This window comes from Paenibacillus polysaccharolyticus (assembly GCF_900102085.1).
GTDB classification, from domain to species: Bacteria; Bacillota; Bacilli; order Paenibacillales; family Paenibacillaceae; genus Paenibacillus; species Paenibacillus polysaccharolyticus.
In genome coordinates, this window is the sequence record NZ_FMVM01000021.1 from 1 (window position 1) to 17289 (window position 17289).

The following is a 17289-nucleotide window of genomic DNA, read 5'->3' on the forward strand; positions in this document are numbered from 1 at the left end:
ATAAGCAAAGCGTTTTATAACTTCTGTGAAGAAGCAGGTTTAGAGCATGAGCGGACACCCGTTCGAACACCGAATAAAAATGCTTTTATTGAATCGTTTCATAGTGTTCTGGAACGTGAGTGTTACCAACGACATTGTTTCGAAAGCTACGAAGAAGCCTTTTCCGAGGTAGATCGATACATCCGTTATTACAACAAAGACCGTATTCACGGCAGTCTACACGACTGGTCGCCGACAGATTACCTGCGCCTGGTCAACGAAGGAACCATAGAATCCAAATCCATTGCGTTATGATGCGTCAATCTGAGAAAAAGCTAGCTAGTGTCCAATATTAAGGGGTTGAACCGATATCACACCTTTTTAATCTCTAACGATCTCAGGGAAGCTTATTTCGGTAATTTGGAGCGAAAACAAGCCTATTTCATGTATTTTTGTTGAAATAAGCTCCCTGGTGAGCGTTAGAATTTCAGAAAGCTCAAAATCGTGCAAATAAGCTCATCTGTGATCGTTAGAATTTTAAGGAGGAGTTTTACATTTCATTGGCTTTACTCTAGCAGGTTTGTGGAGACTTCTAATGAAGATTTCTACTTTCTCCGTATTGCGTTTATGTTTTGTTTCTGAGTTTCCATCTGTATGGTAGTGATGTCCTCAGATGTTTGCAATGTGCAAATCAGATCGGCCCCCTGGTTGGCACAGATAAGAGGGTTGGGTTGGGTTGGGTTGGGTTGGGTTGGGTTGGGTTGGGTTGGGTTGGGTTGGGTATCTTGTTTCGAAGAACAACAAAAAAAAGACCACCTTACACACGAAGAGGTCTTTCATCCTAAGTTTGTATTTGTCAGTTTACTGAGTAACTTCCTACACATTTGTTGCTACTGTACGCACAGCTTGAAGACGATCTCACCAACTATCAGAACTCTCTCTGCAACAGTATCTCCGTCTGCTATTAGGCTTGTCCATCTAGGTTAACACACCTACATAGAAACCAATGGAGATAAACAGAACGCACCAAACAAATGCACCGATTCCAGAAATAACAGCATATCTCCCCATCCTCATGCGGCTCATGCCAGAAAAACAGCACATTAGATTACGCACGCCTGGGATGAAATAACCCAGAATAACGGACCAGGACCCATATTTGAGAAACCACGTTTCTACCCTGCTAAATCGCTTGGCATTTACCCCAATCCATTTACCATACTTATCAAATAGGGGCCTGCCGGCTTTTCGGCCAATCGTATAACTCAGTATGCCTCCCGTAAAGGCCCCGCCAAAACAGACAGCGATGGATACGGAATAATCCAGAACGGAGATCGAGGCGAGATAACCGACAAAGGTCATCAACACCTCATCCGGAATCGGTAGCCCAATAACACCAAGAGCGAGTAAACCATATATTGCGAAATACCCATATTGACTAATAATTTCTTTAGCAAATTCCATAACTTAACTCGCTCCTTATTTCGGTTCCACAATATCCTTCTCATGGGAGGGCAGTATTTGCTTCAATGAAGGGAAACGGATTTGACTAACCATGAGACCGGATAATACCACAATAACAAGATATGCTACAGCATGATTAAAATAAGGACTCCATAGAGCGAAGAAGGACATCAGTCCACCTGCAAATGTAATCGGCATTCCGACAAAACCACTAACTGGTGTTTTCTGGCAGTTATATCTTGCAAGACGAAGCGCTCCGCACACCGGGAACAGTGCTGTCAATGCCATACCCAGCATACCAACTTCAGTCATCGAATTAAGGTACAGAATTAGCACAGGTGCTGTCCCGAAGGAAACGACATCAGCCAGTGAATCAAGTGCTTTACCAAATTCCCCTTCACAATTAAGCTTGCGTGCCGCATATCCATCAAATAAATCAAAGAACATCGCTACCCATATCATTGTCACAGCCAAGGCAAACTCTCCATGAATCGCCATAATGACCGCGAGCATCCCCGAACTTAAATTCCCCAAGGTTAAAATGGATGGTAAAGACTTCATAAAATTTAACTTCCTTTCATACTAGGCTTTAGGAAATGTAATATAAAAACGTACGCCATCCGGTGTATTCTCCACTCCATAACCACATCCGTGCAGATCGAGAATCTGTTTTGAAATGGCCAGGCCTAGCCCGGTCCCTCCCATTTTGCGATTGCGCGAGCGCTCTACACGGTAGAACCTCTCCCATATATATTGCCGTTCCTCTTCCGCAATGTGTTCACCTTTATTCTCAATCGTGACGTGAACACAACCTTCATGCCTGTTAATCTCAATCATTATATCGGTTTGCGGAACCGCGTGACGTATAGCATTCATCATAATATTGTAAAATACTTGCTCTAGCTTGCTTCGATCCCCTTCGACCGTCTGCTCCGTCGTGGATATAAGCACCACTTCAAGCCCTTTATCTTTCAGCTGAGGCCCGAGGCGCCCAGCAATATCTTCAATCATGTCAGCCAAAGCAATCGCTCCGGTATTCAGTTGAATCGCAGCAGATTCCAGTCGGACCAGATCCAGCATTTCTTCAACCATCGTTTCCATCTTAATGGCTTCATCTACAATGACTTCAATGTAGCGCTCCCGCTTGTTTTCACTCACACCGTCTTTCAGCCCTTCAGAATATCCTTTGATAATACTGATCGGTGTTTTGAGTTCATGAGAAGCATCGGCAAAAAACTTACGCTGACGCTGTTCAATCTGCTGTTTCAATTCCATATCGGTACGCATCTGTTCATTCGCCTGTTTAAGCTCTTCCAGCGTCTGACCCAGTGTGCCTGATAGAGCATTCAGACTATCAGAAAGGCTACCAATCTCGTCCTTGCGCCGGATCGATGATCTCACCGTGAAATCCAGCGTGGACATCTTTTTCGCCACATGATTCAAAGCGAGCAGCGGCTTCGTTATGATTTTGGACAATAACAGGGCGAGCAACAGAATCAGCACAAACGCGCCCATACCGAAGTATGCATAGAATAAACGAGTAGCCTCATTCGCTTCCCGAACCTCCTGCAGGGAGGTGAGCGAGAAAATCAACTGTTGTTCCGCGCCGACACGTTGCACAGGAGCAATGGTAACGACGTTTCGCACTCCGCTCCAGCTTTCCTTCCATTCTTCATTAATCATTTTGCCATTAGACAGCTTTTGCTGATCTTCTGACGACAACGGGAACCGACTGTCCAGAGCCTGCACGAGCAGGCCTTGTCTCTGACTCCAGGTAGCAAGATCCGGTAACACAACCTCCGTCAGAACTCCCGTCCATTCCTGCACAGGTAGCAACGATTCTTGAAAAGTTTCTGTGCCCCATGCAGCAGAAGCTGCATCTTGAATTTTGAAGGGATATACCGTAGGCTCAGCTTTACCCTGATCGCTGGAAGATCCCTTTACGGTCAGTTTTTGTCCAAATTTGAGATGTGACCTGATCCAGCCTGCGTTTTCACCATTAATGAACAACGACAGAGATACCTTCACACGTTTGCCGTCTTCCTGAAGAAGCGTGATATGAAAGGGATCATCCACCAGCTTGCCTGTGTTCGTTAAAATAATGAGATGAGACTGATTTTGCCGCATGAATCTGCCCATTTCCTTCGCGAGTTGCATATCACTCCAGTGACTGGCAGAGAATTGCTGTTCAAACTTGGACAGCTTCTTTTTCATACTGCTAATCTTCTGATGCTGGTAAAAATCGGGGAACCAGATCAGTTGGGCAAGCACCGTTGTCCCATACAGCAGGACCACAAATCCGGCCATGACCAGAAACAGCTTCATCGTTACGCCATTTCTTCTCATTCTTCTGCCTCAAAACGGTACCCCGTACCAATCACAGTACGAATGCACTTTGCTTCATCGCCCAGTTTACTGCGAAGCTTTTTGATATGCGTATCTACCACACGAGAATCCCCTTCAAAATCAAATCCCCACACCCGATTTAATATGGCTTCACGGGATAAGACAATGCCAGCATTCCGAGCCAGATAGAGTAGCAGATCATATTCCTTCGGTGCAAGCTCAACTTCAATCCCATTTCTCTCCAAACGTCTACCCCATGGATCGAGAATAACATCGCCAAAACGAATGACCCCCTGCTCCCGCCCCATCGCACCTTCCACTCGTTTCATCAGCGTCTCAGCCCGTGCAACCAGAACCCGGGGACTGAACGGCTTGGTTACATAATCGTCTACACCTAACTGGAATCCATGGATTTTGTCATCGTCTTCCGACCTTGCGGTTAGCATGATAATAGGTACGGCAGAAGTAGAGCGAATATGACCACATAATGTCCATCCGTCCATTTCAGGCATCAGTACATCCAGAATGACCAGGTCTACCTGATGCAAAGCCAGCTGTTCCAGCGCTTGGACTCCATCTTCCGCTTCAATAACATTCCATTGTTCTTTTATAAAATAATCGGCCACAATCTCACGAATGCGGCTTTCGTCTTCTACCAGAAGCACGGTTCTGATCATGACCGACTCTCCTTCTTTATTTCTATAGATAACATACCTGCTCAATGTGTCGTTCGTGTGTCCTGCCAGATCAATCCAGTTATACCGAGTAATCGACTCCACCATATATACGATTAATATATACCAAAAGTTACTATTTTTTATCAAAAATACGCAAAAAAGAAGCAGCCAACTAGTATTACATTGTTCGTTGACCGCTCCTGAGATGAAATTGGGGATATGCTTTATTCAAATTATGCGCTCTGATGCGGCCCGTCCTATTCTGGACAAGTGCATTCCAAACGCTGATTAACGTTGGTGCTCCAAACGATGTGCCACATGCAGTGTAGGTCCAACGAAGCGGTTCAACGGGAACCCGCCAGCAATCGCTTTGGTTACAAATGCTTTCCCTTCACGTACAGCCTCTTTCACGGAAAGTCCGCGAGCGAGCCCGGCAGTAACGGCTGCAGATGTTGTGCAACCTGCACCATGGGTATAACCGGAACCGACAACATCAGCTTCGAACCAATCATAATTGGTTCCGTCATAGAGCAAGTCCATGGCTTTACCCGGGTTAATTACACCGCGATCTTTAATCAGAACATGTTTGGCACCATGCGCGTGAATGGTCGCTGCCGCAGCTTCCATCTGCTCTTTGGAACGAATCGGACCGCTCTTCGCCAGTTGGGAGGCTTCGAAGAGATTAGGTGTTACAAGATCCGCACCCGGGAGCAAAAATTCGATCATGGCTTCGGTGTTTTCTGGCTGCAGCACCTCATCCGTACCTTTGCACACCATAACTGGGTCAATAACGATTTGCGGCAGACCGCTACGGCGAATATGTTTGGCAACAAGCTCAATGATATCCACTGAACCGAGCATGCCCGTTTTCATCGCGTCAAAACCAATCCCATCCAGGACGGTGCGAAGCTGAGCTTCGACTACATTTAATTCTACAGGAAAGACCTGGTGATCCCATGTCTCAGGTTCCATGGAAACAACCGTTGTTAATACGGTCATGCCGTATACGCCCAGCTCCTGGAATGTTTTCAAATCGGCTTGAATGCCTGCGCCACCGCTCGTATCCGAGCCAGCGATAGTTAATGTTTTTGGAATCGTCATGGTCGTTCTATTCTCCTTCGTGTTTCAGTTGACACTATCCTATCCCTTGTACGAGCGGATGTCAATGGCATGTGAGGCTGTATGCAGCCATGCTTTTTCAGCACAAAAGAGATCTGTCTTAATTCAGGTCCTTGGTTTCCAACCGTGTCATGGAAAGTGTAGCAATCCATAAGCCTATTGCCCCCAAGGTCAACGGAATCACGATGATGTTATTGACCGACATTGTAGGTCCATTGGAACCGCTAAAACCCGAGCATACGACGAGAACAAGGAAAATGGAAGCAACCATTGTAGCCGTCACCGAATGCTTGCGCATACCGAAGAATAGAGGAATCAGGGCCATGGCGGCGGCAGAGAGGGAACTGATGGTATATTTCAGCACGATCTGCCCCAAAGCCACAGATTCTACAGGCTCGGTAATAAAACCATAGTACTGATTGGCCGCCAGCAGGAGCACACCCATTAGAATGTCCGTAAACATGATCATCGTAAACGTAAAAATAAAAACTAACATTAACTTCGCAGCAATGATTTTATGCCGCTTGATCGGATAGGTAAACATCACATTCATCGTTTTGTCCCTGTATTCGCTAATGATCAATTTAGATATCAAGGAACCAGCAAATATAATAAACACTGCTCTGGAAAATGTATCAATTAGCGTAAAGGCCCCGTGGTAATCGGCCAAGGCATAATCCTCAGCCCCGAAATCGGTAACACCGATCATAATCATAAATAGAAGAATGCTGACAATGGCGATGCCTGCACCCACAAAATTCCGGGCAAAGCGATGCTTGCGCCATTCCAGACGAATGAGTTTAAGCAACGTCATCAGCCCCTTTCATCAGACCCATGAAGTGCTCTTCCAAGGAATGCGAACGTTTAGAGATCGACTCCACCTCAACCCCGTGCTGAACCAATTTGCTGTTAAGATCGGAAGCCGTTATATCTGGGTCATAGACACGTAACGTCTGCTCATCGAACAACTTATAATTGCTCAGATGCAACAAATGTTCTACGACGTATGCAGCTTTCTTAGGATCTGCAGCCTGTACTTCAATATAATCGGTGTGACTGCCACGGATACTCTCCATGGATACTTCTTCGACAAGCCTTCCCTCGCGAATGATGCCAATCGTGTCCGCAACCTGCTCCACTTCGCCCAGAATGTGACTGGAGATCAGCATCGTAATGCGATATTCTGTGCTCAATCGTTTGAAGAGATCACGCATCTCTTTGATCCCCACCGGGTCAAGCCCATTAATCGGTTCATCCAGAATTAACAACTCCGGTGTTGTGATTAGCGCACGAGCCAGCCCAAGACGTTGCTTCATACCGAGAGAGAAGTCCTTCACAGGTTTTTTGCCTGCATCCTTCAAACCGACCATTTCCATATGTTTCCCAATCATCTGTTTGCTCGTGAACCCCATATACTCACAGTGCAGATCAAGATTTTCCCATGCAGACAGTTTGTCATAGAAAAAGGGATATTCGATAATACTGCCCATTCGTTTCAATAACTCGTAAGAGTCCGGGTTTAGCTTTTCGCCGAAGAGTTCGATCTCACCCGCAGTAGGTTTAACAAGGTTGGTTAACATTTTCATTAATGTTGTTTTCCCTGCTCCGTTCGGCCCTAAAAACCCATAGATTTCGCCTTGCTTAATATTCATGTTAACACCGGATACGACCTCTGTTCCTTCGTACACCTTGGTAAGATTTATGGTCCGTGCAATATAACTCATCTGGTCATTCTCCTTTACGTCCCCCTCCTGGGGTGCTTATAACTGTATTGTAAAGAAAAAAGTCTGCTTTTTTATTAATCAAATCTTACAAAAACCTTAAGTTGGAACGCGTTCTGATTTACTCTGATACTTCATTGGTAAATTGACCCGGATAACCAGCAACTTGGAATCGTTAGTCTTTTACGGCCCTACAACATTTCTTCCAACGTAAAAGAAAACACCGTCCGCTGATGTGGAACGCTATGAACATCAATACGTCCACCCATCCGTTCAACGAGTCGCTTCGTGATGGTTAGGCCGAGACCGCTGCCCTGATACATCCGATTACGGGAATCTTCCAGCGTGTACATTCGTTCAAAGACACGACTGTGTTCCTGTTCCGGGATACCTTTTCCTCGGTCCCATACCTGCACAGTAACGGGCTCTTCTTCCCTGTTCAGTATAGATATTCCGAGTTCCTTGCCATCGGCGCCATATTTCATCGCATTGGTGATCAGGTTGTCCAGCACGCGATCCAGTGCCTCTTCGTTGGCGCGAACGAACACATCCTGCTCTGGAATGCTCAGTTCCACTTGTAACCCGAGCTTTGCAAGCAATTCGTAAAACGATAACATTTTTACCCGGCACAACTCACTGATATTCACCCGGCTAAGCTCCAGCTGACGGTCTCCCGATTCAAGCTTGGCGAGATCAAAAAAAGAATGCATCAGGCGCAGCACTTCCTGTGCTTTATCCTGTATTTTCTCCGTCATTACCCTCCGCTCCGCATCGGTCAGAGATGAACTGTGCAGCAACGTTTCACTGTACCCGAGTACAACCGTAAGCGGGGTCTTCAAATCATGCGAAATGTTGGAGAGCATATGACGTATCTCCTTCTCCTGGTTGGCATAGTCAGCCTTAGCCAGATGGGCGTGTTCAAGCAACCGGTTCATGTCGTTTAACAGCCGGCTTACCTGTGCATCACTATCAAATACAAGCAGACGTTCAAACGTGCCCTGTTCGAGAATACCCGACACTTTGTTGTGAATATACGTTAGATGCTTACTTCGTTTATGAAGGCGTAGTCCAAACGCAATAACAGCACACGCAAGCAGGATCGTTGATACCGCAAGCAACCACAGCATCATCATCATACCGGCTCCGCCTCCAGCTTATATCCAATGCCCCATAACGTTTTAATGTAACGTGGAGCAGAAGGATCAACTTCCAGCTTTTCTCGCAAGCGGCGCATATGTACATTGATAATATTTTCATCGCCATAATAGTGATCATTCCAGACGGACGCGTAAATCTGAGCCTTGGTGAACACTTTACCGGGATGGGTGACCAATAATTTTAAAATGCCAAACTCCTTGGACGTTAATTTGATCGGCTCTCCCTCGCGCTCTACCTCATACGTTTCCATGTCCACCACAAGTCCGCCGAGAATTATTCTGTGGTCGTGGGCTTCTTCTTCCGCAGGCTGAGCAGTGTAATTGGCACGGCGGATGGCCGCTTTGATGCGAGCTGTCAGCTCAATCAGCGAGAACGGTTTGCTCAAGTAATCGTCAGCCCCGAAGCCAAGACCCAGTGCTTTGTCTACGTCCCCATCTTTGGCAGATAGAATGAGTACGGGCACCAGACTTCTTGCGCGAATCGTTTGCAGGACTTCCATCCCGCTGCGATGCGGAAGCATGAGATCAAGAATGATCAGGTCAAAACCAGGCTTCGCCTCGTTGAACAGCCGTTCTGCCTCCAGACCGTCATAGGCATATTTAAGGTCAAAGCCCTCTTTTTCCAAATAGGGACCAACCATCTCACTAATCGAACGATCGTCTTCCACAAGCAACAAGCGATGACTTGACATAAACTCCCCTCCGGCATAAAACATTTTCTATGAAGCTATTCTATAAGACCGTTTTCTTTATTACCTCACAGTTTGATGAAATTGGCAATGACAGATCAAAAAAACCTGACCAAGCAGGCACTTCGGGTTGAAGTGTGCTCCATCAGGTTTATTAATGACGTTATTTATGATTGCGTTCGTTCACTAAACGATGCGATGTGGATCAACAGTTATCTTGCAGCTATGCATTTTCTCCCCGAATCCAGCACAATCCAATTGTACCGGCCCCGGCATGAATGCTCACCACTGGAATAAATGGCATGATTTCTGTTCTCAAACGTGGAAGTAACTCTGCGATCTGCTGTTTGATACTATGGGCTTCGTCGTGATTGTTTGCATGCATAATGCACACATGTTTCACCTTCTCCATGTCTTTTTTCAGCATCTCGAGCATGCGCTCTTTTGTACGTTTGAACGTACGAATCTTCTCATTCACTACGACTTTGCCCTCTTCGAACCGAAGCAACAAGTGTATCTTGAGCAGTTGGCTGATAATCAGTTGTGTCCCGGTCACACGACCGCTGCGATGAAGATTTTGAAGACTCGCAGGAATCAGATAAAAAGACATGTTATCAATCATCTGTTCGATACGATGTTTAATCTCGGCAGCGGAACATCCCTGCTTCTGCCATTCCAGACCTTGCATAATCATCTCGCGAAGAGGATAAGCGCCTGCCCTTGAATCAATTGCGGTAACCGTCACGCCTGCCATCTCCGCTGCCTGCATCGAGGTGTGGAGCGTTCCGCTAAGTGCCGTGGAGCAATGAATCGTTATAATCTCATCATACTGATCCTTAATGGATTCATACAGTTCGATAAACTCACCAATCGGCGGTTGTGAACTGCTCGCGCGCGATGAAGTTGCCAATTTCTCATAAAAGGTATCGGACGAGATTTCTTCGGTTTCCCGGTAACATTCCTCGCCAAATACAATGCGCAGCGGCACAATGTAGATATGATTTTGCTCCGCAAAAGCGGAATCCAGTGTACTGGTGCTATCGGTGACCCATGCAATTTTCTTCATGACATCCTTCTCTCTTGCCGGATTGTTCGTGCTGGTAATCATCTACCCGTCGTCAGGCACATGCCCGGCCGTTATTTTAAATTTGAATAAACACAATTGTAAACGCTTGCGCTCTTACCTCTTCATTATAAAGGAATTCTCCCCTGCCTGTCTTGTGGCGCATTCATGAACAATCCCTCACGTTCCAGTATTCGCTAAAAAAATGTCTTGCCTGTGAAGGAATATATTGGTATGCTGTTGTCCTTCTCTCTTTTTCGCCTTGACTGAAGTGAACGGGTCCGCCGTTCAATCCACTTATCGGAGGTGTCATATGCTTTATTTTACGTTGGCTTCCAAAGCCTACGCCCGAAACCTGCAATATCGCGGGGCACACATGGTACATAACCTGGCAAGCGCCATGTTTGGTTACATGTATGCTTGTCTCTGGATCGGCATCGGGGCCGACCACCAGCTTGGAGAATATGGGGTGCAGGGGATGATCAGTTACATTGCATTCACGCAATCGTCACTCTGGATTTCAGGTTTCCTGACGAACGGACTCGGTATTCCGCTCAGTGTCAGGACAGGGCAGATCGCACTGGATCTCATGCGTCCGGTACATCTGTTTACTCACCTGATGGCACGGGAATGGGGGCAGATCGCCTACCAGTTCGTGTACAAAAGCCTTCCCATCTACCTTCTCTACTCCATCGTTTTTTCCCTAAAATGGCCTTCAGAGGCCTGGACTCTGGGCTATGCCGCACTTGCACTTGCTGGCGCAGCATACTTGTCCATCTGCATGAACTATATTATCGGTGTCACATCCATGTGGACTACGGAATCATCCTGGCTACACTGGGCCAATCATGCCTTGATGAACCTGATGGCTGGTTTCTTCATCCCACTGGAATGGTTGCCGAACTGGCTGGAACAACTGGCCTGGCTGTCGCCCTATCCCTTTTTACTCTATGTACCTACCCGAATTTACCTTGGTTTTGAAGACGGCTCCTTCCTATGGGGAACCTTGCTTTGGTGTGTTTTCATGACCCTGCTCTGCCTTGCCGTCACCAAAGTGTTACGTCGTAAAGTGGAGGTGCAAGGGGGATGAAACCTATCTCGTGGTTCCACTTATATAAAATACTCATTCAAACCAGCATCCGCAGCCGCATGCAGTACAAGTTTAACTTCGTGCTGGGAGCCATCCTGGCCGCTCTGATTCAAATCTCCGAATTTCTGATGGTCGCGTTGGTACTGCACAAATTCGGTGCGATCAAGGGCTGGTCGCTACATGAGATCGGTTATCTTTTTGCGATTATGACATTATCCAAAACGCTATATCGCACATTCGGCAATGAAGTGCATCATTTGGAAAAATATTTGGTGGGCGGTGAGCTGGATCAACTGCTGACACGACCGATGCCTGTCCTGCTCGCGCTGATGCCGCAGAACTTCCGCATCATGATCGGTGAAGTACTGCAAGGTGGATTCATTCTATGCTGGTCGCTTGCGGGCATGATGCACAGCGGGCAGATCGGCTGGACGGTTGTTCCGCTCTCCCTGTTTGTCATTGTGACTGGAGCTATCATTCTTTTTTCTATCGGACTCGCTACAGCCACACTTGGTTTCTGGACGACACGTATTGAAGAGTTGCAAGTCATCACAGAGGATGCGGCCCGTACCGCGGCTCAATATCCGCTCACCCTCTATCCCAAATGGATGTCCGGTCTTCTGCTGACCGTCATTCCTGTAGGATTTGTAAACTATATTCCATCCCTCTACTTGCTTCGCGGTGAAGGCGGTGCTTGGGTGTTGGCCGTCATTGCTGCGGTAGCCGTGATATGTCTGGTAGCCAGCTTACGTTTCTGGGCGTTCGGCATGACTAAATATCAAAGTACGGGTAGTTAGAGAAGTTATATACGTTGAACGATATATTTACACATTAACGGAGAGGACAGAAAAAATCTGGAAAAGCGAAGCGCTCGCCTTTATCACCGGATATTAACCTTTATTAAAAGAATTCAAAAAATCTGGGGATAACAGCGATTGGAAGGTTATTCTGTCATCGGAGTGTCTGTGTAAAATCATTTTTTCAATTTATATGAATTAACGGAGGAGGCGTAATACACATGAATATGATTACAGCACGCAACCTGCAAAAACAATTCAAAACTCCTGTCGTGCGGGAAGGCCGCTTCTCAGGCGTACGTACCTTGTTTTCACGCCAGTATGTAACCAAAGAAGCGGTACGTGATATCAGTTTTGATGTCAGGCAAGGAGAGTTTGTTGGCTACATCGGCCCCAACGGGGCTGGTAAATCCACTACGATCAAAATGCTGACAGGCATTCTTCACCCGACTGCGGGTGAGGTGATGCTTGGCGGGATGAATCCACATGAGGAAAGGCGCAAGACAGTGCGCAAGCTCGGCGTTGTGTTTGGACAGCGAAGTCAGCTCTGGTGGGACTTACCCGTGAAGGATTCCTATGATATTTTGGCAGAGATGTACGGGGTGAGTTCGGATGTCAAAAGGAAACGGTTGTCCCAGTTTGCTGAACTGCTGGACCTCGAATCATTCTGGGCCACTCCGGTTCGCAAGCTCTCTCTTGGACAGCGCATGCGGGCAGATCTAGCAGCGTCCATGCTGCATGATCCGGAACTGCTTTTCCTCGATGAACCCACCATCGGACTGGACGTGAATGCAAAGCGAAATATTCGCCAGTTTTTGCGCACATTAAATGAAGAGTTTGGCAAAACCATTCTGCTCACTACCCATGACATGGATGATATCGAACAGCTATGCAATCGTGTCATGGTTATTAACCACGGACAACTGACCTATGACGGAACCATCGCCTCCCTTCGAGATACGATCGGTTTGCCTACATTGATCCGTGTCGCCTTCCGCGGAAGGGTTCAACTGCCAGATGCATTACCTTCCGCCATTCAGGTTACAAGTATGGACAATCAGGTGCTGACGGCACTGGTGAACCGGAAGGAATGGCGTACGATGGATGTTTTGAAAGAGCTGGAGCAGTGGGGAGAGATCGATGATATTGAGATGAAGGAACCCGACTTCGAGGATGTTATACACAAAGTCTATTGATTAATCTAAGGGTTGGCCTATCTTATAGTGAAACGGGTTATAGGGCTGTTCAAACGCCGTTACAGGAGAGAGGGACATGACGTACTGTAGTAACGGAGGTGAGGGTCATGCTTGTGACCAGACATGTTCTTGCTGCACCCAGTCCCTATGCTACGCCTTATTACATCGTGCGTGGAACGAATCCCGGACCCGTCATGATGATTACATCCGGAGTTCATGGCAATGAAACCGCGAGCATGGCTGCTGCACAGAAGCTTGCCGATGATTGTGCCTCGGGGCGGCGTGTGATTCATAGCGGAACCTTGATTATTGTGCCGAGAGTCAACCAGCAGGCTTATGCGAAAAAAATCAGAGGCAAACCTGACCTGAACCGCACCTTTCCTCGCCGCAAGTCAGGAAAATCGAAGCATCCACTGGCAGCCGCCGTGTTCAAGCTTGCACGGGAGCATCAGCCTGACTGGTGGCTCGATCTGCATGAGGCAAATGGTCTGTCACAGCTCACTCCACGCGTGCTTGGACAAACGCTGATCACCAATCCAGGTAGCTCCAGCGTGCCGATCTGCCGCAGGGTGATTGAGCGCATGAACCGCTCTATACCCGTGGGCAAGCATCATTTTAATCTAAAGCGGCATGAGTTGCCCGGCTCCGCTCGGACAGCGGCTTCAAGGTTGCTACATGCGAAGTCTATCACCGTGGAAACGTGCTGGAGCCTGAAACGCGCTGTACGGATCAAGTACCAGACGGAAATTGTTCATCATTTTCTACGAGAAGCAGGTATGACTTGAGCGAAAAAACAAAAACCACCTCCATTGCAGAGAAGCCGATGAATGACATCGACGGGCGCAATGGGGGTGTTATTTTTGTATTATCCATGCAACATCACGAATTCCAGTATGTTTAGAGAACCTTCTTTAGAAAATATACCGATCTGTTTTCCAATACCAGAATTTTTCTCCCTGAGAGATAATAAATCGCTCCAGCCATGTTTTGAAATTAGTATTAAAGTGACCTGAAAAATCAACGGGATTCATACTTTCACATAGTAATAAGTATTCTTCCTCGCCGGAGTGCCACCGATCCAGATCAATCAAGATTCGATCATCAACAATGTTTGCCACGGCAATCTTACGATCTGTCGGTTCGTTATAATGCATGACATCTTGTGCAGAGTACAACAAAACCTCTCCACCATATTCAGGATGCTCAAACAATGAGGCCCCATTACATATTTGTAGAAAGCCTATGTAGTCAGGAGGTAATGAGACAGAAAAGAAATTCGAAATATCCTCAATCTTCTCCTGCGTTGCTCCAGGTTTCAACCTGTTTATAGCTGTCATTTTCCCCGCAGAAGTAAATATTTCAATCTGGCCATCATTTTGATCAGACCAATCTTTAAACGCTTTGAATAACTCCATCCTTACGGCTCCTTATCAGTAAACTGAACTTGTGAAATCGATTTTGAAGCAGCGATTCTATTCTTTATTGCTCCATGCTTTTTACATCAGATACAACTTGGAAGCCTTTAGCTTTTCCGCTCAGGTATCCCTGTTCGTAAAAATCAATTCCATTGGAGGTTATTGTAATTGCCACCATTTCAACATCATTTTCTACCGAATCAACTACAATATATTTTCTATCTGATAAATAGGTTATCGCCCTATGTTTTTCTATATGTTCTGTTTGGTAGAATGCGCTTTTAGGAACAACGGCAGACTCACTTTCTGAAAACCATATGGAATAAAGTTCTGCCAGAATATTGTACCTCTCTTGTATCCTCTCTTTTATGACTATTTCTAGATCATCAGGCATGCCGAATCCCTCCTTTAATATATAGGAATAAGCAAATATTCTGATCCAACGCCGTATTCTCTTGCCAACCGAAATAAAGCTCTGTTTCTCCAATTCGAATAGGTACATGACGCTAACCAACCTCGAATGGAAAATTCAAACGTTGTATTCGTTATATTCGTTTCTCTCCCCCCGTTTCCTGCTCATTACATACGACCTGTCTGCTCTTAAAAAATAGAAAAAGAGCCGTGATCACGGCTCTACGGCTCTTTTTTCTCCACTCTAAAGGACTGGATATAACTATCGATTTCGTCCTCAGGTACAAGCAACAATCCGGCCAGCTGTTTTTGCATCTGCTCCAGATGTTCAATGTGCTGTTGAATGTCGGTTATCCGTTCACGTACAAGTGTTTTCAACGTCTCTTTTTCCATATCCTCATTACTTAGCAGCTCCAGCGTTTCCTTTATTGCTTTGAGCGAATAACCGAGCGTCTGTGCACCCTTAATGAACTTGACTTTCACCAGATAATCCTCGGTATACACGCGATATCCGTTGGAGGATCGATGCGGAGCAGGCAGTATGCCGCTGTCCTCATAATAACGAAGGGTTGCCATACTTACTCCCGTCTCTTTAGCCAATTGACCTCTTGTCATGGTCTGCACAACGCTCTCCCCTTTCCAACTGACTCATTGCGCTTGTTTGTTACGTATCTGCGTATACTCATGATCATAAGATGCCTCGGGAAATTTTACTGAACTTCCTTGCAGTAGAGGTTGTGCTTCACCTTTCAGATAACGGTCAAAAAAGGCAAGTGCATAACTTCTCGTAATATCGATATTATGCTCCGCAGACATATTCTTGGCAAACAAACGCGGTGAAATTAAGGCAATATCCGTGAAGCTCTGATGGAAAAATCCATCCACGGTCAGATAATAAGTATCATTCAGACTGTTCTTCATAACATGTTTCAGATCGGGTTCAAACTCGGGATAGAATAACTTTTCATACTCGGTAGGATTGGGTCCCAGACTTTTAGCTGTCTTGCCAGACATGATGTACATAAACGGCTGTTTCAGCGACGACTTGGAAACACTGCCCCAAAATCCACCTTCCAGGCTGAGTCCTGCATGAAAACGTTCATCTTGTGCGAGTGCTTCGGCTGTTGTTGCCCCGCCATACGAATGTCCCATAATGCCCGTGTGGTTCAGGTCAAGTCTGCCCTCCAGCACCTGATTCGGGTCACTCACATTCCACTGTTCAAGCGTGTCGAGTACAAAACGTGCATCGGCCGCACGAATGCCGACTCCCTGTACATTATATTGATACAACTCTTCTGATGTTGCAAATTCTGGCCCGGCATCATAAGAAACCTTGTGACCATCCGGGAAAGTTACTCGAGCCGACGTATACGGATGATCTATGCCTACGACGATATAGCCATGGCTAACCAGCTCCTCCACCGCGGTCATACTCTGAAAACGAGCCGAACGGACACCCGGAGAGAACACTACAACAGGATACGAGCTACTTGCATTTGACATCGTTGCACCTTTTACCACATGGGTCGGTATCGTATCCAGATAACTGAATACTTGAGATGGGATGCCAAACACCAGACTGATCGCTTCCCCCAATTCAGCAGGATATGACTCCGGTTTAATACCTTTTGCAACTTCCGGGTCTACGGGATACCACACATTAATCATCAGTTCCCGCTTGTCCCCGGATTCAGGCGAAAGAGTCTCCTCACGAGATTCATCTACGATATGTTGTGAAAATGTACCGATGGCAAATCGCCCCGTTGGCTCGGGCATTGTAAATGCTGGGAAATACCTCGTAAACATTCCTGATCCAATTCCCGAGAAAGCGGCAAGAAGAAGGATGAAGAGACCGCGCATCCAGGCACGTCCTTTTGACTTCTTCTTATGTATTTCTGGTGCTACACTTCCAACACTGCGAGTCCATTTCATCACTTGAATCATTAACAGGATAAATAGAATGAGCGCGACAATATAAGACGGCAGTAACATCACCCTTACTGAGTCCATGATCGCATGTAGCAGAAAAGCAATCACCAAGGCACTGAGCATGCCTATCGCAAGCTTTCGCCTTTTCGCATAAAACGGTAAACCCAGCGCCCCTGCTATCGTCACTAGTACGAAAATCCATTCGAATATCTTCATGATTTTTCCTCCAAACGTTG

General features: G+C 46.4%; 19 protein-coding genes. 5 read left to right on the plus strand and 14 right to left on the minus strand.

Features of this window, described 5'->3' with window-relative positions:
* On the plus strand, nt 1-294 hold a 294-nt coding region (locus BLQ13_RS24315), incomplete at its 5' end, for an integrase core domain-containing protein (protein ID WP_167375835.1).
* Between the two features lie 663 nt (nt 295-957).
* Here the strand turns inward: BLQ13_RS24315 and BLQ13_RS24320 are convergent.
* From BLQ13_RS24320 to BLQ13_RS24365, 10 genes are all read right to left on the minus strand, one after another.
* Nucleotides 958-1443: a DedA family protein gene (locus BLQ13_RS24320; protein WP_090924292.1), complete on the minus strand. Its 486-nt coding sequence runs from the start codon at nt 1441-1443 to the stop codon at nt 958-960.
* A gap of 15 nt (nt 1444-1458) precedes the next feature.
* Nucleotides 1459-2004, minus strand: coding sequence for a CDP-diacylglycerol--serine O-phosphatidyltransferase (pssA, locus tag BLQ13_RS24325; protein WP_090924293.1), 546 nt, complete (start codon nt 2002-2004; stop codon nt 1459-1461).
* Nucleotides 2005-2025: 21 nt separating this feature from the next.
* Nucleotides 2026-3789 (minus strand): sensor histidine kinase, encoded by a 1764-nt coding sequence (locus BLQ13_RS24330; RefSeq protein ID WP_090924294.1) that lies wholly within the window; start codon nt 3787-3789, stop codon nt 2026-2028.
* Nucleotides 3786-4466: a response regulator transcription factor gene (locus BLQ13_RS24335; protein WP_090924295.1), complete on the minus strand. Its 681-nt coding sequence runs from the start codon at nt 4464-4466 to the stop codon at nt 3786-3788. Before BLQ13_RS24335 ends, BLQ13_RS24330 begins: the two co-directional genes overlap by 4 nt.
* A 288-nt stretch (nt 4467-4754) precedes the next feature.
* Nucleotides 4755-5567, minus strand: a complete 813-nt coding sequence (gene thiD / locus BLQ13_RS24340) for a bifunctional hydroxymethylpyrimidine kinase/phosphomethylpyrimidine kinase (RefSeq protein WP_090924296.1) — start codon at nt 5565-5567, stop codon at nt 4755-4757.
* 118 nt (nt 5568-5685) lie between these two features.
* Nucleotides 5686-6393, minus strand: a complete 708-nt coding sequence (locus BLQ13_RS24345; RefSeq protein WP_167375836.1) for an ABC transporter permease — start codon at nt 6391-6393, stop codon at nt 5686-5688.
* Nucleotides 6386-7309 carry an ABC transporter ATP-binding protein gene (locus BLQ13_RS24350; RefSeq protein WP_090924298.1) on the minus strand — a complete coding sequence of 308 codons (924 nt, stop codon included), beginning with the start codon at nt 7307-7309 and terminating at the stop codon, nt 6386-6388. The genes BLQ13_RS24345 and BLQ13_RS24350 overlap by 8 nt, the downstream gene beginning before the upstream one ends.
* Before the next feature lie 188 nt (nt 7310-7497).
* Complete coding sequence (locus BLQ13_RS24355) at nt 7498-8433, minus strand: sensor histidine kinase (protein WP_090924359.1); 936 nt, start codon at nt 8431-8433, stop codon at nt 7498-7500.
* A gap of 5 nt (nt 8434-8438) precedes the next feature.
* Nucleotides 8439-9155: a response regulator transcription factor gene (locus BLQ13_RS24360; protein ID WP_090924299.1), complete on the minus strand. Its 717-nt coding sequence runs from the start codon at nt 9153-9155 to the stop codon at nt 8439-8441.
* A 220-nt stretch (nt 9156-9375) separates the two neighbouring features.
* On the minus strand, nt 9376-10218 hold the full coding sequence (locus tag BLQ13_RS24365) for a DegV family protein (RefSeq protein ID WP_090924300.1): 843 nt from the start codon (nt 10216-10218) through the stop codon (nt 9376-9378).
* Between the two features lie 310 nt (nt 10219-10528).
* Between BLQ13_RS24365 and BLQ13_RS24370 the strand changes: the two genes are divergently transcribed.
* The 4 genes from BLQ13_RS24370 to BLQ13_RS24385 all read left to right on the plus strand — a co-directional run bounded on the left by BLQ13_RS24370 (nt 10529) and on the right by BLQ13_RS24385 (nt 14083).
* Complete coding sequence (locus BLQ13_RS24370; protein ID WP_090924301.1) at nt 10529-11305, plus strand: ABC transporter permease; 777 nt, start codon at nt 10529-10531, stop codon at nt 11303-11305.
* Entirely contained in the window at nt 11302-12102 is an 801-nt protein-coding gene (locus tag BLQ13_RS24375; protein ID WP_090924302.1) for an ABC transporter permease, read from the plus strand. The genes BLQ13_RS24370 and BLQ13_RS24375 overlap by 4 nt, the downstream gene beginning before the upstream one ends.
* A 227-nt stretch (nt 12103-12329) precedes the next feature.
* Nucleotides 12330-13298 carry an ABC transporter ATP-binding protein gene (locus BLQ13_RS24380; protein ID WP_090924360.1) on the plus strand — a complete coding sequence of 323 codons (969 nt, stop codon included), beginning with the start codon at nt 12330-12332 and terminating at the stop codon, nt 13296-13298.
* A gap of 107 nt (nt 13299-13405) precedes the next feature.
* Nucleotides 13406-14083 carry a succinylglutamate desuccinylase/aspartoacylase family protein gene (locus tag BLQ13_RS24385; RefSeq protein ID WP_090924303.1) on the plus strand — a complete coding sequence of 226 codons (678 nt, stop codon included), beginning with the start codon at nt 13406-13408 and terminating at the stop codon, nt 14081-14083.
* A gap of 126 nt (nt 14084-14209) precedes the next feature.
* On the opposite strand, the gene BLQ13_RS24390 is transcribed toward BLQ13_RS24385, so the two are convergent.
* From BLQ13_RS24390 to BLQ13_RS24405, 4 genes are all read right to left on the minus strand, one after another.
* Nucleotides 14210-14713, minus strand: a complete 504-nt coding sequence (locus BLQ13_RS24390) for an SMI1/KNR4 family protein (RefSeq protein WP_090924304.1) — start codon at nt 14711-14713, stop codon at nt 14210-14212.
* A gap of 64 nt (nt 14714-14777) precedes the next feature.
* Nucleotides 14778-15107, minus strand: a complete 330-nt coding sequence (locus BLQ13_RS24395) for a hypothetical protein (RefSeq protein ID WP_090924305.1) — start codon at nt 15105-15107, stop codon at nt 14778-14780.
* 239 nt (nt 15108-15346) lie between these two features.
* Nucleotides 15347-15739, minus strand: a complete 393-nt coding sequence (locus BLQ13_RS24400; RefSeq protein WP_338060894.1) for a MerR family transcriptional regulator — start codon at nt 15737-15739, stop codon at nt 15347-15349.
* Nucleotides 15740-15772: 33 nt separating this feature from the next.
* Entirely contained in the window at nt 15773-17269 is a 1497-nt protein-coding gene (locus BLQ13_RS24405) for an alpha/beta hydrolase (RefSeq protein WP_090924307.1), read from the minus strand.
* Between the last annotated feature and the right edge of the window lie 20 nt (nt 17270-17289).